General features: G+C 45.3%; 21 protein-coding genes and 1 tRNA gene. 15 read left to right on the top strand and 7 right to left on the bottom strand.

Annotated elements, in window-relative coordinates:
- Positions 1-213: 213 nt before the first annotated feature.
- The 5 genes from WG943_RS20855 to WG943_RS20835 all read right to left on the bottom strand — a co-directional run bounded on the left by WG943_RS20855 (position 214) and on the right by WG943_RS20835 (position 6,777).
- Positions 214-1,752 (bottom strand): YifB family Mg chelatase-like AAA ATPase, encoded by a 1,539-nt coding sequence (locus WG943_RS20855; RefSeq protein WP_340411940.1) that lies wholly within the window; start codon positions 1,750-1,752, stop codon positions 214-216.
- Between the two features lie 220 nt (positions 1,753-1,972).
- Entirely contained in the window at positions 1,973-2,548 is a 576-nt protein-coding gene (gene lpcA / locus WG943_RS20850; RefSeq protein WP_340411938.1) for a D-sedoheptulose 7-phosphate isomerase, read from the bottom strand.
- On the bottom strand, positions 2,545-2,892 hold the full coding sequence (locus tag WG943_RS20845; RefSeq protein ID WP_340411937.1) for a hypothetical protein: 348 nt from the start codon (positions 2,890-2,892) through the stop codon (positions 2,545-2,547). Before WG943_RS20845 ends, lpcA begins: the two co-directional genes overlap by 4 nt.
- 129 nt (positions 2,893-3,021) lie before the next feature.
- Positions 3,022-4,863 carry an ABC transporter ATP-binding protein gene (locus WG943_RS20840; RefSeq protein ID WP_340411936.1) on the bottom strand — a complete coding sequence of 614 codons (1,842 nt, stop codon included), beginning with the start codon at positions 4,861-4,863 and terminating at the stop codon, positions 3,022-3,024.
- Positions 4,864-5,097: 234 nt separating this feature from the next.
- Positions 5,098-6,777, bottom strand: coding sequence for a hypothetical protein (locus WG943_RS20835; protein WP_340411935.1), 1,680 nt, complete (start codon positions 6,775-6,777; stop codon positions 5,098-5,100).
- A gap of 116 nt (positions 6,778-6,893) precedes the next feature.
- Between WG943_RS20835 and WG943_RS20830 the strand changes: the two genes are divergently transcribed.
- From WG943_RS20830 to WG943_RS20820, 3 genes are all read left to right on the top strand, one after another.
- Positions 6,894-7,844 carry a GNAT family N-acetyltransferase gene (locus WG943_RS20830; RefSeq protein WP_340411933.1) on the top strand — a complete coding sequence of 317 codons (951 nt, stop codon included), beginning with the start codon at positions 6,894-6,896 and terminating at the stop codon, positions 7,842-7,844.
- Positions 7,817-8,473, top strand: coding sequence for a uracil phosphoribosyltransferase (upp, locus tag WG943_RS20825; protein WP_340411931.1), 657 nt, complete (start codon positions 7,817-7,819; stop codon positions 8,471-8,473). The genes WG943_RS20830 and upp overlap by 28 nt, the downstream gene beginning before the upstream one ends.
- 141 nt (positions 8,474-8,614) lie before the next feature.
- Positions 8,615-9,022, top strand: a complete 408-nt coding sequence (locus WG943_RS20820; protein WP_340411929.1) for a hypothetical protein — start codon at positions 8,615-8,617, stop codon at positions 9,020-9,022.
- A gap of 67 nt (positions 9,023-9,089) precedes the next feature.
- Here the strand turns inward: WG943_RS20820 and WG943_RS20815 are convergent, their stop codons facing one another.
- Positions 9,090-10,448: a DEAD/DEAH box helicase gene (locus tag WG943_RS20815; protein WP_340411928.1), complete on the bottom strand. Its 1,359-nt coding sequence runs from the start codon at positions 10,446-10,448 to the stop codon at positions 9,090-9,092.
- A gap of 178 nt (positions 10,449-10,626) precedes the next feature.
- On the opposite strand from WG943_RS20815, the gene WG943_RS20810 reads away from it, so the two are divergent.
- The 7 genes from WG943_RS20810 (at position 10,627) to WG943_RS20780 (ending at position 16,041) form a co-directional block, all read left to right on the top strand.
- Positions 10,627-11,853, top strand: coding sequence for a serpin family protein (locus WG943_RS20810; protein WP_340411927.1), 1,227 nt, complete (start codon positions 10,627-10,629; stop codon positions 11,851-11,853).
- Positions 11,854-11,933: 80 nt separating this feature from the next.
- Positions 11,934-13,268 (top strand): dihydroorotase, encoded by a 1,335-nt coding sequence (locus WG943_RS20805; protein WP_340411925.1) that lies wholly within the window; start codon positions 11,934-11,936, stop codon positions 13,266-13,268.
- A 9-nt stretch (positions 13,269-13,277) separates the two neighbouring features.
- The gene (locus tag WG943_RS20800) at positions 13,278-13,748 is read left to right on the top strand and encodes a DinB family protein (protein WP_340411924.1); all 471 of its coding nucleotides are present in this window, start codon (positions 13,278-13,280) and stop codon (positions 13,746-13,748) included.
- A 71-nt stretch (positions 13,749-13,819) separates the two neighbouring features.
- Positions 13,820-14,188, top strand: coding sequence for a DUF6980 family protein (locus tag WG943_RS20795; RefSeq protein ID WP_340411923.1), 369 nt, complete (start codon positions 13,820-13,822; stop codon positions 14,186-14,188).
- Positions 14,189-14,549: 361 nt separating this feature from the next.
- Positions 14,550-14,626: transfer RNA gene (locus WG943_RS20790), tRNA-His, on the top strand.
- A gap of 132 nt (positions 14,627-14,758) precedes the next feature.
- Complete coding sequence (locus tag WG943_RS20785; RefSeq protein ID WP_340411922.1) at positions 14,759-15,682, top strand: PfkB family carbohydrate kinase; 924 nt, start codon at positions 14,759-14,761, stop codon at positions 15,680-15,682.
- A 155-nt stretch (positions 15,683-15,837) separates the two neighbouring features.
- Positions 15,838-16,041 carry a hypothetical protein gene (locus tag WG943_RS20780; protein WP_340411921.1) on the top strand — a complete coding sequence of 68 codons (204 nt, stop codon included), beginning with the start codon at positions 15,838-15,840 and terminating at the stop codon, positions 16,039-16,041.
- Positions 16,042-16,136: 95 nt separating this feature from the next.
- Here WG943_RS20780 and WG943_RS20775 read toward each other — a convergent pair whose 3' ends face one another.
- Positions 16,137-17,852, bottom strand: a complete 1,716-nt coding sequence (locus WG943_RS20775) for a M61 family metallopeptidase (protein ID WP_340411920.1) — start codon at positions 17,850-17,852, stop codon at positions 16,137-16,139.
- A gap of 265 nt (positions 17,853-18,117) precedes the next feature.
- Between WG943_RS20775 and rpmH the strand changes: the two genes are divergently transcribed.
- The 5 genes from rpmH to WG943_RS20750 all read left to right on the top strand — a co-directional run bounded on the left by rpmH (position 18,118) and on the right by WG943_RS20750 (position 21,771).
- Positions 18,118-18,279: a 50S ribosomal protein L34 gene (rpmH, locus tag WG943_RS20770; RefSeq protein ID WP_162347583.1), complete on the top strand. Its 162-nt coding sequence runs from the start codon at positions 18,118-18,120 to the stop codon at positions 18,277-18,279.
- Between the two features lie 44 nt (positions 18,280-18,323).
- Complete coding sequence (locus tag WG943_RS20765; protein ID WP_340411919.1) at positions 18,324-18,734, top strand: ribonuclease P protein component; 411 nt, start codon at positions 18,324-18,326, stop codon at positions 18,732-18,734.
- Between the two features lie 27 nt (positions 18,735-18,761).
- Complete coding sequence (locus WG943_RS20760) at positions 18,762-20,411, top strand: S41 family peptidase (RefSeq protein ID WP_340411918.1); 1,650 nt, start codon at positions 18,762-18,764, stop codon at positions 20,409-20,411.
- A 138-nt stretch (positions 20,412-20,549) separates the two neighbouring features.
- Positions 20,550-21,251 (top strand): tRNA (adenosine(37)-N6)-threonylcarbamoyltransferase complex dimerization subunit type 1 TsaB, encoded by a 702-nt coding sequence (tsaB, locus tag WG943_RS20755; protein ID WP_340411917.1) that lies wholly within the window; start codon positions 20,550-20,552, stop codon positions 21,249-21,251.
- Between the two features lie 10 nt (positions 21,252-21,261).
- Positions 21,262-21,771: a DUF2480 family protein gene (locus WG943_RS20750; RefSeq protein WP_340411915.1), complete on the top strand. Its 510-nt coding sequence runs from the start codon at positions 21,262-21,264 to the stop codon at positions 21,769-21,771.
- Positions 21,772-21,774: the final 3 nt, after the last annotated feature.

Raw genomic sequence — 21,774 nt, 5'->3', positions numbered from 1 at the left:
TTTTACAATTGCGTCGTGTTTAGATTTTGCTTTTTATGTTTGATTCTATTACGAGCTATTCTGTAAAAAGTCTAAAATGTGGTGCAATTTTAAGGGTGATGCCATAAGAAGCAGATGGGTGCTGTATAAAAATTAGTGCACAAAAAAAGCGGCGCAAAAGACCGCTTAATATGTATAGATAGCTATTTAACAGTTGCTTAATATTGGGGTTTATCAGCCTGCCCAGCCCTCTCTATCCAAGCTTCTATACTGGATAGCTTCTGCTAAATGTTCAATTTTTATTTCTTGGCTGTCAGCTAAATCGGCAATGGTGCGGCTAACTTTCAAAATGCGATCGTAAGCCCTTGCTGAAAGGCCTAAGCGTTCCATAGCGGTTTTAAGGAGTGTCCGGCCGGCATCATTTATCTGGCACACTTCTTTTACCATCTGCGACGGCATCATGGCATTAGAATGTATCTGCGGCATCTCCTTAAACCTGGATGTTTGTCTTTCTCGGGCCTGCACCACGCGCTCACGCACTACAGCACTTTCTTCTGCTTTACGGGTAGCGGTCATCTCATCAAATGTAACAGGCGTAACCTCCACGTGCAGGTCTATTCGGTCTAACAAAGGGCCACTTACTTTGTTCAGGTAGCGCTGTACCACACCGGGGCCGCATACACATTCTTTCTCGGGGTGGTTGTAGTATCCACAGGGGCACGGGTTCATGCTAGCAATCAGCATGAAGTTAGCCGGAAAGTCCAAAGTGGTTCTTGCTCTTGAAATGGTAACTCTGCGCTCTTCTAATGGTTGGCGCATTACCTCCAACACGGTGCGTTTAAACTCCGGCAACTCATCCAGGAAAAGTACGCCGTTATGTGCCAAAGATATTTCGCCAGGCTGTGGAATTCCTCCACCGCCAACTAAAGCTACATCTGAAATGGTATGGTGCGGCGCGCGGTATGGACGTGTGGTTAAAAGCGAGGCAGCCTCTCCTAATTTACCGGCAACGGAATGGATCTTGGTTGTTTCCAGGGCTTCGTGCATGGATAGCGGAGGAAGCACCGATGGCAGGCGCTTGGCCAGCATGGTTTTGCCTGCACCCGGAGGGCCGATCATGATTACGTTATGTCCACCAGCTGCCGCTATCTCAAGGGCACGTTTAATGTTCTCTTGGCCCTGAACGTCGGCAAAGTCGGCTGCATATAAGTCAACGCTGTTCTGGAAAACTTCACGGGTGTCAATTATAAGAGGTGTTATATCACGGCGATCATCCAGAAACTCGATTGCCTCCAGAATGTTAGTTACTCCTATTACATCCAGGTTATTAACGATAGCAGCTTCCTGTGCATTCTGGGCCGGAAGTATAATACCTTTAAATCCTTCTTTGCGTGCCTGTATAGCAATGGGTAATACTCCTTTTATGGGGCGCAGCGAACCATCCAGCGATAGCTCACCCATGATCATATACTGCGAAACTTTATCAGGTTTAATTTGGGCAGATGCTGCTAACAATCCCATAGCGATAGGAAGATCGTAAGAAGAGCCTTCTTTACGAATATCGGCAGGTGCCATGTTGATCACCACTTTTTGGCGTGGTCTTTTGTACCCGTACTGTTTCAACGCCGATTCGATACGGAGTTCACCTTCTTTAACCGCGTTGTCCGGCAATCCTACTAAAACATAACCTGCTCCGGCACTTACATTAACCTCAATGGTGATAGTATAGGCGTTAACGCCCTGAACGGCGCCACCGTACGTCTTGATCAACATGCTTCTTAAGTTTGTCTAATTTTGATGCGGAACACTTAAGTATGGCATTTAATTCCGGCTTATACTTTAAAAGTATAAAAGTACGAATTTGATTTACAGAAGGGTAAAGGAGAGGCTAAGCTATAGTCATAAAGTATGTCTCATAGATCGCATCAAAAAAGCCACAGCTACTGCTATGGCTTCTGATAAAGTATAATGTGGTTGTTGTACCAGCCGCTGTTTAGGCTACTTTCTGCTCGATCAAAAGTATAAGTATGTGTATTACCTTGATGTGAATCTCCTGCACGCGATCTGCAAAGCCGAAATGTGGCACACGTACCTCAATATCGCAGAGTGGAGCCAGCTTACCGCCATCCTTACCTGTCAGGCCAACTACTTTCATGCCTTTAGCCCTGGCAGCCTCTGCAGCTTTAATTACGTTGCCGGAGTTGCCGCTGGTGCTGATGGCCAGTAGCACATCGCCATTGTTACCAAGTGCCTCTATGTAGCGGGAAAAAACAGAGTCGTAGCCGTAGTCGTTGCCTACGCAGCTCATGTGGCTTACATCAGAGATAGAAATAGCCGGAATGGCTTTGCGGTTTTCGCGGTAGCGGCCGGTCAGTTCTTCGGCAAAGTGCATGGCATCGCACATAGAGCCGCCGTTGCCGCAGCTAAGTATTTTTCCGCCTTGCTGCACCGATGCTGCCATTGCTTCGGCGGCCTGCTCGATGGCGGTAATGTTTTTAGGATCTGATAAAAATGCGCTGAGCACTTCCTGTGCCTGCGTTAGTTCTGCCAATATAGTGTTAGCGGTCATGCTTGTTTTAAATATTCGATCTCGGGCTCTTCTTCCCGTTGCTTATAACTGTTGCTCCTGAATGCCTGACGCTTTTCGTAAAGGTCAGCCTTTAATTCATTGATCTTGAGTTGTGACAGGTGCTGCTCATACTTCAGGTCGGCCACATAAAGACGCGTTACCAGTAGCTTTGCCAGCATCAGTACTCCACCAACAGCTACGATGGCTTTGTACAGCTGTAGTACCTGTTCTTCTGTCTGAATATCAAATATTGTGTTTTCGTTAAGTACAGTAGCCAATAGCAAAACTGTAAACACAACATATCCTATAACCAGTACTTCAAGAATAGTTTTAAGCGCTTTCATGTTTTATGCGGTTTTTAGTACAACAACACGTTTGCTTAAATCTATAAATTAAATATGGTTATTTCGCAATGCTTAGTGTTAATTCATTGATATGCCCACTATTAACAAATAAATAATGCTATTTATCCGTTATGCTGTAAGCTGCATCTGCGTTAATTTGGCGTAAAGTCCGCTGTTTTGCTGCAATTCTTCATGTGTGCCTCGCTCAATAATGCGTCCTTCCTGAAGTACTAAAATCTCATCGGCGTGCTGAATGGTACTTAACCTGTGTGCTATCACAATAGAGGTTCTGTTCTTCATCAGGTTGGTCAATGCTTCCTGTACCAGTTTCTCCGATTCTGTATCTAGTGCCGATGTGGCCTCATCTAGTATAAGGATAGGAGGATTTTTAAGTATGGCTCTGGCTATACTCAAGCGCTGGCGCTGCCCACCTGAAAGCTTGCTGCCACGGTCGCCAATCACGGTATTATACCCCTCTTCTGTGTTGATGATAAACTCATGGGCGTTGGCGATTTTAGCGGCTGCTATTACCTCCTCCATGGTAGCATCTGTCTTGTTAAAGGCGATGTTATTGAAGATGGTGTCGTTGAAAAGTATAGACTCCTGCGTAACCACCCCCATCTTATCGCGCACCGACTCCATGGTATAGTTCCGGATATCGTGCCCATCTATTAGTACTGCACCGGCAGTCGGATCATAGAAGCGTGGTATCAGGTCGGCTAGGGTAGATTTACCGCCACCCGAAGGGCCAACCAGTGCCACAGTTTTGCCTTTCTCTATAGTGAAGTTAATGTCCTTTAATACTGGTCTGTCGCCATAACCAAAGCTTACATCCACAAACTCCAGCTGGTGCCCGAACTCAGGCAAAACCTTGGCATCGGGCTTGTTCGTAATCTGTGGTTCCATATCTATAACCTGCAGCACCCTATCGCCGGAAACCAAACCACGCTGAATGTTACTAAAAGAAGCAGACATGGCCTTTGCTGGCACCAGTACCTGTGAGAATAAGATGATATAGGTAATAAACTCAGCTGGAGATAGCTCCGACTCCTGGTTTAAAACAAGATTACCGCCAAAGTATAAAAGACCTGCTACAACGGTTACACCCAAAAACTCAGAAAGCGGAGAAGCCAGGTCGCGTTTATGCGCAATGGAGCGCTGGATGCGGGCATAGCGGTTATTCTGGTCGTGGAACTTGTTAAGTATAAATGGCTCTGCGTTAAAAGCTTTTATCACGCGCATGCCGCTCAGGGTCTCATCTATGATGGTAAGAATAAAGCTAAGCGAGTCCTGGCCTTGCTGTGCCTTGCGTTTAAGGCGTTTTGATATACCTGCAATCACACCACCTGAAAGTGGTAAAAGTATAAGCGTGAACAACGTAAGCTTAACCGACATGCTGAATAGTACAGCAAAGAAAGCGATGATAGCGATTGGCTCCCTGATTACGGTTGTTAAGGTGCTTACCACTGAGTTCTCCACTTCCTGTATATCCACTGTAAGGCGTGTCATAAGGTCGCCTTTGCGCTCGTTGGAGAAGTAGCCCAGGTGCAGCTGCGTTACGCGTTCATAAATGGCATGGCGCATGTTTTTTACCACATGTGCCCTTAGCTCGCCCACAATCCTGAAGGCTAGGTAACGGAACAGGTTAGCCAGGAAAATAGAGATGATCACCACGATACACACGAAAAGCAGGGCTCCCTCACGGCCGTTCTCAGCAATCACCTGCCCAAAGTAATAGCTGAAAAAGTTTTTAAAGAATTCCAGGCTAAAGTTAAACTCAGGGCGCTGCGCCACAAGCGTAACTCCCGATTCGCCGGTGCCTATTGTTCCAAAGAGCGTGTCGAGCAGCGGAATAATCAGCGTGAAGTTGAAAATGCCGAAGATGATGCCGAGTACCGTGTATATGGTGTAAAGCGGCACAAACCTGCTGTATGGTTTGGCATACTGAAGTATGCGAAGGTATGTCTTCATGGTATATGTTCTGCTGTGGCCAGGTCTTCTGCACAATGCCTCGGGGCCGGCCAGCAACTAAAGCTGCAGCAGTGCTGCAGTGGTAAATATTCTGATATTGTTATACTTATACTTTTAATTGGAGCCAAATCCGATTCCGGCGCAAAGATACTTAATAAAAGATAGAAAGGTAGAAAAGTAAAGAGGTAGAAACTTCCTTCCTACCTCTTTGTCTGCGTTTATACTTTATGTATTTTAAAACTCATGTAGTCGCTGCGGAATGTTCCATCTTAAAGCGAATGAGGCAAAAGTTGTGTTCTTATCCAGGAGGTTATCCTCTGCATCTGTCCTTCTAAGTATACCTTTTAGGTCGATGAACACATTGTGACGGAACTGGTAGGTAGCTGTGAAATCGAGGTGGAGCTGGTTTGTGGTAATGCCTTGCCCGATCTTGTTGCCGTAGTTATTTACACGTGTAGTATAGGGTAGCAGCACATTTCCGCCATAGTTAAGCGTATCTCCATCTACGATCATATCCTGGCCAAAACGTGTGGCAATGGCTTTGCCGGTTAGCATCAGGCGTGGTATGGGCTGGTAGTGCACAATACCGATAAACTCAGCCAGGTTTGCTCCCATCGGGTGTGCCAGCGGCTGGCGGTAGTGCTGGTAATTGGTTACTGAGTTGCGGTGCTGATATGTGTAAGGGCGAATAATATTCACCTCACCCTGCAGGTCTAGGTTGCTCAGGCCAAAAGCATCAATATACTTGGCACCGATCTGGCCTGCCTGCTTGTTGGCCCACCAGCCATTGCCGCTCTTTACCTCGTTCAGTTTAAACTCATCCAGCTGTAGCTGGCCGTACAGCTGCACACGATTTGCAATGTTCCAGCGGAAATCTGCACCCAGCATGGCATTATCCTCGCTACCTACAGCTTGCTCTATGGCTCTGTAGAAAATAACAGGGTTAAGGTACTGTAGCTCAAAGCGGCCTTTCTCACGGGCAAATACCACCTGCTCAAATACACCAATATTAAAGTTATCTGTTAGATTTAAGCCTAAACGGTGCAGGGCCATATACTTTTTAGGCAGTAATCTATCCCCGCCGCTTTGGCTTCTGTTCGATTCCGAAATCAGTTCCTGGAACAGGTTCATGTAGTGCAGTTTCCAGACACGCGTGTTCAGCTTCAGGAAGAAGGCCGGTGGCGCATAGTCGGAGTAGGCAAGAGAGCGGTAGCCATCGCCGATAAAGTGGCGGTCGTGGCCCAGCTGTATCTCCACGTGCTTGCTCAGGGCGTAGTTCAAGTAGCCGCGTGCGGTAATAAAATCGTAGCCGTCTTCTTTAAATTTCTTCCAGAAGCCTTCGTGCGGCACAGCATTGTCGCGCAGAATACGGTCGTTTACGTAGCTCGGGAAACGTGCCTGGTTCTCGCCTATAAAAGTATAAAAGCCAAATTTCTCATCTATGCTGCCTTCTATTTGTAAGCCACGTGTGTTCACATAGCGTATACCATCAGACTGGCTATCGTGACCCAGTTCCAGGTGTAATACCGGGTTTACGCGCAGGGTAAAATCATTGCTCTCGTAATGGTATAGGTCGGTTTTGTTTTGATAAAAATACTTTAGTATTGGTCTGTCGCTGGTGTTATCGTCCTGGTCGGTATAGTTCCAGTTGTCATTTAGCAGGTACTGTGCGTTAAAATCTTCAACAGTGGTGCGGGCATTGCGGGCACTGATCTCGGCTAACTCAGCCACATCGCGACGCCCATAAGGTCTTACTGCTGTTTGCAGCGATGGTACCTGGTCGCCATACTTTATCTGGTAACGGTCAATCCAATGGTAAACATCACGATTGTATGGCACATACACGTCCTGTGCCTGCGCGGCAAATCCTGAGAGTAGCGCTACGGTAATAACGCAAAGTATACTTCTCATCATAAAAAGATATGGAAAAATAGGAGCTTTTAAAGTGCGAATTTACTCTTTTATCAAAATAAAATTCTGTAAAACGCTCTTAATTTATACTTTAGCGGGAAGAAAGACTGCAAACACTCATGCTGCGCTACCTGCCACACAACGAGATAAACGAAAAAAACTGGAATGATTGTGTGAAGGCATCCACTCAAAGTATAATCTACGCCTTTTCGTGGTATTTGAATGCCGTTTGCAAACGATGGGATGCCGTGGTTGAGATGGATGAGCAGGGCATGTATACTTCGGTGTTTCCGTTGCCGCTTGGCAGGCGCTTTGGGCAACTGGGAGTTTTGCAGCCATACTTTACGCAGCAGCTGGGCCTGTTTACCACACCGCAAAGCAAGTATAAAAGTATAGCCGACTACCTGCCGCTTATACCCCAAAAGTATAAAAGTATATACCTGCAGCTAAACACCGCAAACACAGAGAACGCTCTACACAACCCGCAGCGCCTGCTTGCTAAAGAACGTGTGACTTACCACCTGCAGCTGCAGCAAAGTTACCCAGAACTGTATAGCCGTTACAGTACAAACCAGAAGCGTAATATCAGAAAAGCAGAGAAGGCAGGTGTAGCAGTTTGTGAGCTTAAAGATATCAAAACGCTTATATCACTTTTTAAAAGCACAAAAGGCAAAGAACTGACGGAGGTAAAGGAGAAACATTACAGGATGCTTGCAAACCTGTTCGCAACTTTGGAGCAGCGTGGCTTCGCTGACTTGGTGCAGGCAACTGCCGCCGACGGAGAGGTGCTGGCGGCTGCGTTACTGGCGCATCAGCCGGATAAGATCATTTTTCTGTTCGGAGCATCTTCTGATGCTGGAAAAAAATACGGAGCCATGGCCTTTTTGCTTGATAGCATTACAAAGAAGTATAGCGCCACCAGCCGCATCCTGGATTTCGAAGGAAGCATGGAGCCTACGGTAGCTAAATTTTACGCTAACTTTGGCGCCACGCCTGTTACCTACGTATCTTTATCCCGACAACATACGCCTTGGTATCTTATATGGAAAGAAGCAATCTCTACATCTTAACAGAAAAACCTTCGCTGGCCAACCATTATGTGGCAGAGCTACGCGATATTCATGTGCAAGGCGATAGCCTGCGTTTCAGAAGAAACCTGGAGCGCATCGGGGAGTTGCTGGCGTATGAGATATCTAAAACACTGCCTTATAAAGCGGTAAACATAACCACACCACTTGCCCAAACCGAAACGCTGCTGCTGGCAGAGCAACCTGTGCTGGCTACTATACTTAGGGCCGGTTTGCCGATGTACCAGGGCATGCTTAATTATTTTGATAAGGCCTATAGTACGTTTGTAGGTGCTTACCGCGTAGAAGAAGAGAATACAGAACTGCAGATAAACATGGAGTACCTGGCCTCAACAGACCTTCACGATAAGATACTTATTCTCGCTGACCCGATGCTGGCAACCGGCAGGTCGCTCGTGAAGTCGTATAAGGGAATGCTGCGGCACGGTAAGCCGGTGCAGGTGCACATTGCTGCTGCCATAGCTGCTCCGGAGGGGCTTGCATATATACAGCAGGAAATTCCGGAGGCGAATGTATGGCTGGGGGCACTGGACCAAAAACTTAACGAGAAATCTTACATAGTGCCGGGCTTAGGCGATGCAGGCGATCTGGCGTTTGGCCCTAAAGTCTGATCTTGACAAGTGCCAGCTGGTGCAGCATGTGCTGCCGGGTGCATACAGCACGTTCATATAAACGGAAGCTTAGCTGGTACATAATATAATAAAGCTGTGGTGGTAGAGGTCTTAAAATATCTGTCGGTGTACCTGATAAGCATGGTGAAGTTTATTGGCGGGCCTGTAGCAGGTGTATCCTCAGGGTTAAGTTACCTGGAGTCTGTGGTGCTTACCATTGCCGGCATGATGACCACAGTGGTTATTTTCTCGAACATTGGGAGGGCTTTTGCTAAATGGTGGTCTGAGCGGCAACGGGCACAGAACAAACCGATCTTTAACAAAAATAACCGGCGCATTATTAAAGTATGGCGAAACTTTGGCGTGGTTGGAGTTGCCTTTCTTACACCAGTTATTTTTACGCCGATTTTAGGTACGGTAGTGGTGGCATTGTTTGGTACGCCCCGCAAGCAAATCTTCATTCATATGCTTTGGAGTGCCGTTGTGTGGAGTGCTTTGCTTAACCTGATGGTGTTTAAGTTTGGAGATATTGCTTCTAAATACTTTTAGTAAAGCCAGGATTGGTATAGATAAGATAGAGGCCCAAAGTACACTTTATACTTTGGGCCTCTATCGTTTATTTTTTGCGGCTGCCTTTCTTCTTGGTTTTTTGCCAGAACGAGTTTTTAGGATCTCCTTTCTTTTTGCCTTTCTCGAAGTTTGACTTGTGCCGGCCTCTTTTCTCATGGAAAGCACCTTTAAAGTCAGGGTTTGCGCTTCGCTTCTGATGGTCTATGTCACGGGCTATGGCTTGCTGCTCATCAAAAGGAGTTTCATAAATTTTTATCTCTGCCGGCATTGGCTCCTCTGGTATCTGCATCCGAATTAGGTTCTCTATCTTACGGACATGGTACATTTCGGCTGGATTGGCAAAGGTAATGGCAGCGCCCTCGTTTTCGGCACGACCTGTGCGGCCAATGCGGTGCACGTAATCTTCGTACACAAACGGTACATCGAAGTTAATCACATGGCTTACCATTGTTACATCTATGCCCCTGGAAGCTACGTCTGTTGCAACTAAAAAGCGCACATCCCCTCCCTTAAAAGCCTCCATTGAGTTGATACGGGTGTTCTGGCCTTTGTTGCCGTGTATAGCGCGTACTTCGCCATACTCTCGCCGTTCCAGAAACTTAGCCACATCCTCTGCATTTTTTTTGCTCCTGGTAAAGATGATAACACGGTTAAACGCTTCCTTATCGCGGATAAGGTGCTCCAGCATGGCAATTTTAGTGCGTAGGTTAGGCACCTGGTATAATACCTGGCTTACGGTTTCTACGGGTGTGGCCTGTGGTGTTACCTCTATACGCGTCGGGAACTCCAGAAACTCCTCTGACAGCTCCACCACTTTTGGGTGCATCGTGGCCGAGAATAGTAGATTCTGGCGTTTGCGCGGCAAAATCTCAAGCAACTGACGGATCTGCGGCATAAAGCCCATGTCCATCATCTTGTCGGCTTCGTCCAGCACCAGCGTTTTTACTTCTTTAAGTATAAGTTCGCCTTTTAAGTAAAGTTCCATCAGGCGCTTTGGTGTGGCAACCAGTATGTCGAGTCCTTTGTTTATAGTTTCGATCTGGGTTTTCGGGCCCAAGCCACCATAGATAACTGTGTGACGCAGGTCAGTATATTTGCCTAAGAGTGTGATGTTCTCCTCTATCTGCATAGCCAGCTCGCGAGTAGGAGCAAGTATGATGGCGCGTGGGTTATTGCCTTGCGCATATTTTACCTTCATCAGTATTGGCAACAGAAACGCCGCTGTTTTGCCAGTTCCTGTCTGGGCAATGCCCATCACATCGTGGCCACCCATTATAACCGGAATAGCCTTCAGCTGTATAGCTGTCGGTTTTTTGTAGCCGGCATCGGCAATGGCGTTCAGCAGCTGTTTGTTCAGCTTAAAATCCTCGAACGTTGTTATCTCTTTCTCTGCTTCTTCGGCCATGGCGGTAATGTATACTTTGTGTTGATGTACAAAGGTACGGGAAAAATGCCAAATGGAGTTTGGTGGGATAGTACACTCCTGATGTTATAGAAGTATACATGCATGCAACCATTCTCCAGGCTATCGGGTCGTACAGAAAAAGAGGCATACTTTATGCACTCTACTAACCTAGCTGACCATGAACAGAAGCTCACTCATATTAAGTATAGCAACAGCGGCTGCCGTATTATTTACCGGTTGCCAGCAAGACGAGGTAATGGATAACACGCCAAATACTCGTCCGCTTACAGTGCAGGAGCAAAAAACAGTGGAAAGCTCCAACGATTTTGCCTTTCGCTCTTTTGCCAGCTTAAGCCAGGAAGATGAAGCAGAAAATATCTTCATCTCGCCGCTAAGTATAAGTATGGCTTTGGGTATGACCTACAACGGCGCCGGAACCGATACCAAAGAGGCTATGCGCCAGGCACTGGGTTTCGGCATAGCCTCAGATGAGGACATTAACAAGTCTTTTAAGGAGCTGGATGTGCTGCTAAAGGGTATCGATAAGAAAGTAGTGTTTACCTCGGCCAACTCATTATGGTACAGAAATGACCTTAAGTTACAGGCTCCGTTTATAGAAAAGAACAAAATATACTTTAATGCCACCGTGCAGGGACTCGACTTTGCCTCTCCGGCTGCTAAAGACCAGATAAACAACTGGGTAAAGAGCAAAACCAATGGTAAGATAGAGAAGATTGTAGAAGAGGTTCGGCGGGAGCATGTGCTGTTCCTGATCAATGCCATCTACTTTAAAGGCGCCTGGACTTATCCATTTGATAAAAAGCTGACAAGCCAGAGACCGTTTAACCTGGAAAACGGTGGCACCGTTACCCACGATTTCATGACGCTGAAAAACGGGAAGTACCTGTACTACCAGGATGCCAGCAAGCAACTAATAGACCTGCCCTACGGAAATAAACAGTACAGTATGACTATTGTAGTGCCGAAAGGAGATAAGCACGTGCACGATATTGTGCAGGAACTGAATGCTGCAAACCTTAACAGCTGGCTTTCCGGTGCAGATACCTCAAAGTTGGAACTGCACATGCCTAAGTTTAAGCTGGAATACGACAAAGAACTAAAAGACCTGCTGAAGCAGATGGGCATGGGCATCGCCTTTAGTCCGCAGGCAGACTTTAGCTATATGATTGAAGGTAACGCAGGTCTGGCTATTTCAGAGGTAAAGCATAAAACCTTTGTTGAGGTGAACGAAGAAGGCACCGAGGCGGCTGCGGCCACGTCTGTCGGAATGATGGTGACCTCCCTGCCTCCTTCTGTGCATATCAACAGGCCTTTTGTATTCATGATCCGGGAGAAATCATCCAACGCCATACTTTTTATCGGTAAGCTGATGCAGCCAGAGTAAAGTACAAAGTAAAACAAGCGTGATTTCTGCAGGAAACTTAGATAATGTGTTAATTTTGTTCAACACGTATCTTAGCAAGCATGAAATCAACCCTCATAAAAAACGCACAACTCGTTAACGAAGGAAGAATAACCACTGCCGATGTACTGGTAAAAGACGGACGCATTGCCCAGATTGGCCAAAGTATAACCGCCGAAGCCGACGAGACCATTGACGCCACAGGTTTGCACTTGCTGCCCGGTGTGATAGATGACCAGGTGCACTTCCGGGATCCGGGGCTAACGCACAAGGCAAACATAGAAACAGAGGCAAGAGCAGCTGTAGCAGGCGGTACCACTTCTTTTATGGAGATGCCGAATACGGTACCCAATACACTTACGCAGGAGCTACTGGAGGATAAGTATAAGATTGCTGCAGAAACATCGCTGGCGAATTACTCTTTTTACATGGGAGCCTCCAACGATAACCTGACCGAGGTGTTGCTCACCAACCCGAACACTGTTTGCGGTATCAAGATCTTCATGGGCTCCTCTACGGGCAACATGCTGGTAGATAATGAAGAGACGCTGGAGCAGATCTTCGCCAAGGCTAAGCTGCCAATTGCTGTGCATTGCGAAGACGAGCAGACCATCCGCGATAACATGGCCATTTACGAAGAAAAGTATGGCGATGATATTCCGGTAAAATGCCACCCCGAGATACGTAACGAAGCAGCCTGCTTTAAATCGTCGTTTATGGCGGTGAAGCTGGCCGAGAAGCACAACACACGCCTGCACATCCTGCACATCTCCACAGAAGAAGAGTTAAAGCTTTTCCGCAACGATATTCCGCTGGAGCAGAAACGCATTACCGCTGAAGTATGCGTGCACCACCTTTGGTTCGATAAAGAAGACTACGACACCTATGGCACACAGATAAAATGTAACCCAGCCGTAAAAGAGGCACGCCATAAAGCTGGATTGCTGAAAGGCCTACTGGAGGATAAGCTGGATGTAATTGCCACCGACCACGCGCCGCACCTGTGGGAGGAGAAGCAGGGCAAGTATAAACAAGCGCCATCAGGTGTGCCGCTGGTACAGCACTCGCTGCAGATGATGCTGGAGTTTGTAAAACAAGGCAAGCTGACACTGGAGAAGGTGGTAGAAAAGATGGCGCATGCACCGGCTATACTTTTTAACGTGCGCGAGCGCGGTTATATCCGCAAAGGCTACTGGGCCGACCTGGTGCTGGTAGATCTGAACAAGCCATACAACGTTACTAAAGAAAACACTTACTATAAATGCGGCTGGTCGCCTTTCGAAGGCCATACTTTCAGTAGTAGCATTACACATACTTTCGTTTCTGGCCACCTGGCTTTTGCCAACGGCACATTCAATGAAAGTAAAAAAGGAGAGAGGTTGCTGTTTGATAGATAACTGTTAGGTATGGGCAATACTTTGCTGCTGCAGTATGAAATGGTAAAGCAGTCGCGGGAGGTGCTCCTGCAGTACTGCGATACCATAACAACAAAAGATTTCTGTGCGGAGAACAGCTCTTTTGGGGGAGGAAGTATCAGAAACCTGCTGGTTCATACTGCCAATACTTATGAATTTTGGTTGGGAAAGCAGGCGCTGCAAAAAGATTTGGCATTTACAGCCTATAAGTCGGTGGAAAGTATAGCGGCAACATGGCAGTTGTTTCAAAGTATTGATTTGTTGGTAGCCGAATTTATTTCAGCGTTTGCACATGATTACCTCTCTGAGCTTGAGGTGCGCATTAATAACATTCCTGCCAAAGCAAGTCCGCTTAAGTTGTTCACGCACGTTATCACACACGAGTACCACCATAAAGGGCAGGTCCTTTCGTTAAGCAGACACCTGGGCTATACTCCCGTTGATACTGATGTTATGCGTTAGTATCTATTCAATGATTATTAGTAGAGATTATAAATGAAAGAGCCTTTCTAGGTTGAAAAGTATAGAGTTATATGGAGTTAGAGAAATTCAAAGGCTTGCATGTCCGCTTTTTCGGGAAGGAACTACCAGAGGAAGTAACAGCTTCAGAAGAATACGAAGCTTATGTGGATGCTATACATGAAGATGAGGCCTGTTACAACTGGGCAACTGCTGAGAAGTTAAAAAGCAAAGGCTTCGATTACGAGAGCTTCTGCTGCATGATGATGGCCGATAAAGTATACGGAAGCCTGGACGAGGATGGGGAGATAAAATATGATGAGCCGGAAGTTATCATTAACAAATGGGACGAAGATCTATATGGCATTCCTGTACACAATGGCAGCGCTACAATGGTAGTTATTAACTACTGCCCTTGGTGCGGCACAAAGCTAAGCGCCTGATTTGATTAATCTTTGATACTTACCATATTAAGATATACAAAGTATAACTGCCATGGAAAACAAGCATAGCTTTTGGGAAATTTATAAGCAATACACGTTTAGCAACAGCCGGGTTATTCCGCTTCTGTTTTTCCTGGGTCTTTGGAATATACTGATCTTTACATAGGCCGAATTTGATAGTGTGCAGATGTCCAAATGGTTACTCTTTGTAGTGCCCCTTTTACTGGCCGAACTAGCATACATGTATACTTGTATGCGCAAGTATAAAAGAAGTTTGAAGTAAAATTTTATGCAAAAAAAGCGCATAGGATATTGCATAATGTGATTTACTGCGTATATTTGCACTCTCAAATGAGACACGGTGGTTGTAGCTCAGTAGGTTAGAGCACCAGATTGTGATTCTGGGGGTCGTGGGTTCGAGCCCCATCTTCCACCCCAAGCCCTTGAAGCGAACCTTCAGGGGCTTTTTTATTTATTTTAATTGCTAACTTGCTGAAGGGTTAAATTGCTGATATCAAGTATAAACCCATTCACAATTCTTAATTCGTAATTCATAATTAGCAAAAAGATATGAGCTTAGTAGTAGTAGGTTCGATGGCGTTTGATGCGCTGGAAACACCCTTCGGGAAAACAGACAAGATTGTAGGCGGTGCGGCGACGTACATTTCTTTATCATCTTCATACTTTGTGAAGCCGGTAAACGTGGTATCGGTAGTGGGTGGCGATTTCGACCAGGACCACATTAACCTGATGCACCAGCGCAACATCAGCACCGAAGGCGTGCAGGTAAAAGAGAACGAGAAGTCTTTTTTCTGGTCTGGCCGCTACTTTAACGACATGAACAGCCGCGAAACGCTTGTTACCGAGCTTAACGTGCTGGGCGATTTCGATCCGATTATCCCTGGTGCTTACCAAGGCTGCGAGTACCTGATGCTGGGTAACCTGGCACCGCAGGTGCAAAAAACAGTTATCGAGCGTTTAACGGAACGCCCCAAGCTGGTAGTAATGGACACCATGAACTTCTGGATGGACATTGCCCTGGGCGAACTGAAAGAAACGCTGAAGCTGGTAGATGTACTTTCTATTAACGATGAGGAAGCACGCCAGCTGAGCGGCGACTACTCTCTGGTGAAAGCTGCCAAAAAGATCATGGCCATGGGGCCTAAATTCCTGATTATCAAGAAAGGTGAGCACGGTGCCTTGTTATTTAACGAGGATAAAGTATTCTTCGCGCCAGCGCTTCCTTTAGAAGAAGTATTCGACCCAACCGGAGCCGGTGATACTTTTGCAGGTGGCTTTATCGGTTACATCGCCAGCACTGGTGATATCAGCTTTGATAATATGAAGCGTGCTATTATTTATGGCTCTGCAATGGCATCTTTCTGCGTAGAGAAGTTTGGTACAGAACGCCTGAAAAACCTAAGCCACGAGGAGATCGAAAACCGTGTACAGCAGTTTGTAAACCTGGTTGCATTTGATACCGTGCTGCAGTAAGTACGGCAACATATAAAGTATAGAAAAGGGAGGCTTCGGCTTCCCTTTTTTGTTTTCCAGGGATTGGTTAATGCAGGCTATGTCTTAGTTAAGTTTGTAACAAAATCCAGAGCAAAGGGGTAAAACTAAGTATACATTAACGAGGAGATTGGATTATGAGCATAAAGAATCAAAATAATAAAAATAAATTGGATGAGTTGAAGAAGAATAACCCAAACCAGGTGGATCCTAAAAAACCTATGGGTAATATCGAAGACAATCCTGTACGTACTGCGCTGAACAAAGACGCTACTAAAGTGCAGAACCCTAATCGCAATTTAGCGAAGGGGGGTAACAACATGCCTTACGATAAAAAGTAAAGTGCATTAAAAGCAAAATAATTCTATGAAAATACAGAAGGAGGATGGCCTTAGCGGCTATCCTCCTTTTTTGCTTACAGTTTCTGGAGCTACAACTAAAACTCCTGCTTCAGCCACAGCTTAAAACTCTGCTTTTGCTCTTCAGTAGCATCAGCCAACTTCTCAATGGTATACTTGCTGTAGTATAAATTGCCGTCTGGCTGCAGGTTTATACTTCGGAGCTGCCTCTCACGGAAAAGCATTAATTCCACCTTCTGCGGCTGCAATGCCAGCAAATGCTGCAGGTTGTTGTCTATTTTGCGGCCATTCAAGGCTATCAGTTCATCATCTATGCTTAGTATGCTGCTGACAGGTGAATCCGGAGCAACGGCAGTTACTTTGGCTGTACCCTCTGATGTTACCTTAAAGCCATACTTTCCCTCATTGATGATAGGATTCTCTGTCGTTTTTAAAGTGCAACCAACAAAGTATAAAGCCTCATCCAGTGCCTTCTCAATGGGTGCGGTGCCATTAATATAGTTCTCAAAGTATGAGTTAAAGGATGTACCGGCTACCTCATCTACCAATTGGGCGTAATCAGCTTCGGTGTAACCTTTTCCTGTTACGCCAAAACGCTGCCAAAGCAGGCGCATTATCGTATCCAGGCTAGCTTTGTGCTTGGTTTTCTGGCGCAGTTGCAGGTCCAGGAGCAGGGCCGTTAATGCACCTTTTATGTAGATGGATACTTTGCGGTCTGGTGTGCCAGGTTTATAGCCATCCAGCCAAAGATCAAAAGACGAGTCGGCTACAGAGAGGTTATTACGGCTGTAGTCGGCGAAGTAGCGTTGTAGTGTGGTGTTTAGCTCGTCAAAGTACTGTTGTGCTGTAAGCACTCCCGATCGGGCCAGCATATAGTCGCCGTAATAAGTGGTAATACCTTCTGCCACATAGCCGGTCTTAAAGTAATTCTCCTGCGCAAAATTGTAAGGCATCATCTCGGCAGGCCGTATTTTCTTGATGTTCCAGGTATGGAAAAGCTCATGCGAACTTACTCCCAGGAATTCCTTGTACAGGCTTGGTGCCATCAACAGTTCGCCAGGGCCAAGGGTGATAACAGTAGAGTTGCCATGTTCAACACCATGATAAGTGCGGTAAGGCAGTATCAGGTTTAGGTAATGATAATCCGTCACTGGGAAGTCGCCAAATACCTCCAGCTGCTCTTTGGTAAATGCCGCAAAGTCATGTTTTATTCTTTCCCAGTTCGGCTGGCAATCGCCTTGTATCCAGACATGGAAGTTAATGCCGTTGATTGTATAGGTCTCTTTGCTTAAGGAGGGGCTGGAGATAAAAGGGCTATCGGCTAATTCATCAAAGTTCTCTGCCTGCAATGTATGTGCGTCAACTTCAGGTAGGCCACAGGCAATTTGCCAGCTTTCAGGAATGTCCAGCTTCAGAAAGTATGGCTCATGCTCACGCCCCTCTACTGCCATCAGGCAGTTAATGGGGTTTACGTACAGCAGTTCCTCATCCAGCCACGATCCGCCTGCGTCCATCTGCCGTGCGAAGAAGCTATACTTTACCTCGAGTGTGTCTGCTCCGTTAGCCTGTACCAGCCACCTATCTTTGGTTACTTTGCTGATATTTATACGTTGGCCATTGGCTGAGGCGGTTACAGCTCTTAGCTTCTGGGCAAAGTGCTGTAGCTCATACCGGCCAGGGCGCCAGGCTGGCAACTGCAAGTATACTTCCGTGGCTGTGTTATCAGCAATGGTAAGTGTAATATCCAGGTAGTGCGATAGCGGATTAGTGTAGGAGAGGTGGTAGGTTATCATAATTACTTGTTGTTGAATGACGATACTGTGAGTTATCGTTTTATAAACTTTAGATTTGCCTGTTGCAAAGTATACTGCATGCTGCTATAGCAGTTTCATAATTTAGCAGTGCAGCAATTTGGTTGCTCAATAGTAACAAAATTATATAGCCAACACGCTGTTGCTGCGGCTTTAATATACATTTTAGCAAAAAAGTGGAAGCATACTTTGTTAATTTAAAAAGGTTGTCTAATTTTGCAGGCCATAATAAAACCATTGGCAGACGATGAAAAGAACATTCCAGCCTTCGCAGAGAAAAAGAAGAAACAAGCACGGTTTCAGATCAAGAATGGAAACCGCTAACGGCAGAAGAGTATTGGCTAGCAGAAGAGCCAAAGGTAGAAAGAGACTAACAGTTTCTGACGAGAAAAGACATAAGGCGGCTTAATCCCTTTTAGGGGATATGCCTTGCTTCTATAATCGTAGCCGCTCATGCATATAGAGCCAGCTAACGAGCACAAAGCAGAGCAGCCAACTTCCTATACATTTTCTAAAGAAGAACACTTGTGTAGCAAGCGCCTTATTGCGCTGCTTTTCAGCAAGGGTTCTTCTTTTAATTTGTATCCGCTGCGGTTTATATATTATTCACCGCAGGATATGCCTCCTGTACAAACTCAGGTACTCATCTCTGTTTCCAAGCGCTATTTTAAGCGTGCCGTAGATCGCAACCGCCTGAAGCGGCAAATACGTGAGGCTTATCGCCTTAACAAGCATTTACCTGCCCAACAGCCGGAGCAGGCGCCGCTGTTATTGGGTATTCTTTACATTGGTAAAGAAAAAAAATCCTTTCATACTATCCAGAAAAAACTAATTTCAGGTTTGGAACGTTGTTTGAGTAAGTAGTCTTACCACGTCCTTAACCTGCGAATTATGTATAAGAAGTCTATAGCCGCCCTTTTAGTAGCTGTACTAACTTTAGGGCTTTTCTCCTTTAAAACCGATTCTGAGCGCTATTTCGAAATAGCCAAAAACTTAGATGTGTTTGCTACCTTGTTTAAAGAAGTGAACACTTTTTATGTGGATGATGTGCCTCCTGCCAAAATGATGCGCACGGGTATAGATGCCATGCTCAAATCGCTGGACCCTTACACCAATTACATCCCTGAGGACGACATTGAGGACTTCCGTACAATGACTACAGGTCAGTATGGAGGTATCGGTGCTTTGATTGGTAGCTACGACGGTAAAATCACAGTGCAAATGCCTTATGAAAACTCTCCTGCCCACAAGGCAGGTTTAGTTATCGGCGATCAAATACTGAAGGTTAATGGCGTAGATGTGACAGGTAAATCTACCAGCGATGTTACCAAACTTTTAAAAGGCCAAGCTAATACTTCGGTAAAACTAGAAGTACGCAGCTACGGTCAGAATAAATCTAAAACACTTGAGCTTACCCGTGCCAATATTATGGTAGACAATGTGCCATATTATGGTATGATCAATGATCAGATTGGCTACTTACAATTATCCGGATTTACTGTTGATGCCTCTAAGGAGGTGAAGATGGCGGTACAGAAGCTAAAGGAACTGGGCGCAAAGAAAATCGTATTTGACCTGCGCGATAACCCAGGTGGTTTACTGCATGAAGCTGTTAACATCTCTAACGTTTTCGTTGACAAAGGCAAAGACATTGTTAGTACAAAAGGCAAGGTTAAGGAGTGGAATAAAACTTATAAGGCATTAGACGAACCATTAGATAAAGAGATCCCATTGGTTATACTTACTAGTTCGCGTAGTGCCTCCGCCTCAGAAATTGTGGCTGGCGTTATGCAAGATTACGATCGTGCAGTATTAGTGGGAGAGCGTACATTTGGTAAAGGACTTGTGCAAGCTACCCGCCCATTGTCTTACAACTCACAGCTTAAGGTTACTACTGCTAAGTATTACACTCCAAGTGGTCGCTGCATTCAGGCTATTGACTATGCTCACAGAAACGAAGATGGCAGCGTTGGCGCTATACCGGATTCGTTAAGAGTGCCATTTAAAACTACTGCTGGCCGTTTAGTATATGATGGCGGTGGAATTAGCCCAGATGTGGAGGTAGAAAAGAAGAACTATTCAGAAATAACAAAGACAATTGCCCGAAAAGGATACTTCTTTGAGTTTGCGAACAAATACAGAGCTGAGCATACTTCGATACCTGCAGCAAAGCAATTTAAGCTTACAGATGATGAGTATCAAAAGTTTGTGACTTATCTAACTAATAAGGACGTTAGCTATACTACAGCTATAGAAAACGAATTGCAGGATCTGTCTTCTAAAGCAAAAGAGGGTAAGCATTATGATGATATCAAAGCTGAACTGGAAGCAATTAAAATGAAGGTGTCACATAATAAGTCAAACGACCTGATGCGCTTCAAAACTGAAATCAAAGAAATGTTAGAAGCAGAGATCGCTTCGCGCTACTACCTGCAGAAAGGATATATTGAGTCTAGTTTTGATGATGATCCGGATATCATCATGGCCTTGGATGTGCTGAACGACTCTCAGAAGTATAATTCATACCTGAAAGTGAAGTAAGAGGAAGACCATAAATGAAAGGGCCATACTTATATATTAGGTGTGGCCCTTTTATTATTAATAGCGCATAACTATGATAGAGTTTTGTGACTTGAACCCCATCAATTAATTTTGTTCCATACTTTACAATACACTACTATGCAAAGCCCTTTACTGCTTGCCCTCGAAACATCAACAACTGTATGCTCTGTTGCTCTTTTTAAAGGAGAGCAACTAATGGGAACTTCAGAGCTGAGAATCGAAAAATCACACTCTTCTCATATAACTGTAATGATGGAGCAATTGGTGAACAACTGTGGTTTTAAAATAGAAGACGTAAACGCTATAGCTGTATCAGGTGGGCCTGGGTCTTACACAGGCTTAAGAATAGGAACCTCTACGGCAAAGGGATTATGCTATGCTCTTGAAATTCCGCTAATAGAGGTGTCTACGCTCTATAGTTTAGCAGAACAGGTAATAAACTATACTGCAAATCCTGAGCGATACTTATTTTGCCCAATGCTGGATGCGCGACGAATGGAAGTTTATACTTGCGTGCTCAACCATAAATTAGAAGAAGCAACACCAATTGCACCTGTAGTTCTAAATGAGGAAACATTTCAGGATCTGCTATACAAAAGGGAAATTATATTCTTCGGCAGCGGCGCTGATAAGTTTAAGGAGCTGGTGGCAAACAATCAGAATGCATTATTTGTTGGAGAGGTTGTTCCTTCGGCTGTTCCTGTAGGCAGGTTGGCGCTTAAAAAGTATGAGCTGGAGGCTTTCGAAGACGTAGCCTATTATGAACCCTTCTATTTAAAGGATGTTTATATAACAAGTGCCGGTATGAGCACTAAATAAATCAACTATCATGACTGAATTTATAAATAGAGTAGCCCAAAGCGCATTGGTTACAATTAACTTGGAGGAACTGCTTCATCCGGGAGAGCGTGTACTATATGATATAAAGGAAAACCTGTTTCATGGGCTGATCTTAAAAGAGAAAGATTTCAGGGCATTTGTGAAAGAGCACGACTGGACTAAATATGATGGCAAGAATGTAGCTATTATATGTTCCGCGGATGCTATAGTGCCAACTTGGGCCTATATGCTATTAGCAACTAAACTAACAGGCCACGCAAATTATTTTGTTTTCGGAGATATGGAAGCATTAGAGCAGGCGCTGATGCAGGAAGCTATTGCAAAGATTGATGTAGAAGAATACAGAGATGCAAAGGTTGTAGTAAAAGGTTGTGGTAGTATACCAGTTCCCACGTATGCCTATGTGGAGATTATGCGGAAGCTATTGCCGGTAACCAGCAGCCTTATGTATGGAGAGCCATGTAGTACAGTACCTTTATACAAGAAGCCTAAGAGCTAATAA

The sequence above is a fragment of the Pontibacter sp. H249 genome (genome assembly GCF_037892465.1).
GTDB lineage: Bacteria > Bacteroidota > Bacteroidia > Cytophagales > Hymenobacteraceae > Pontibacter.
This window is presented reverse-complemented; position numbering and strand designations above follow the sequence as displayed.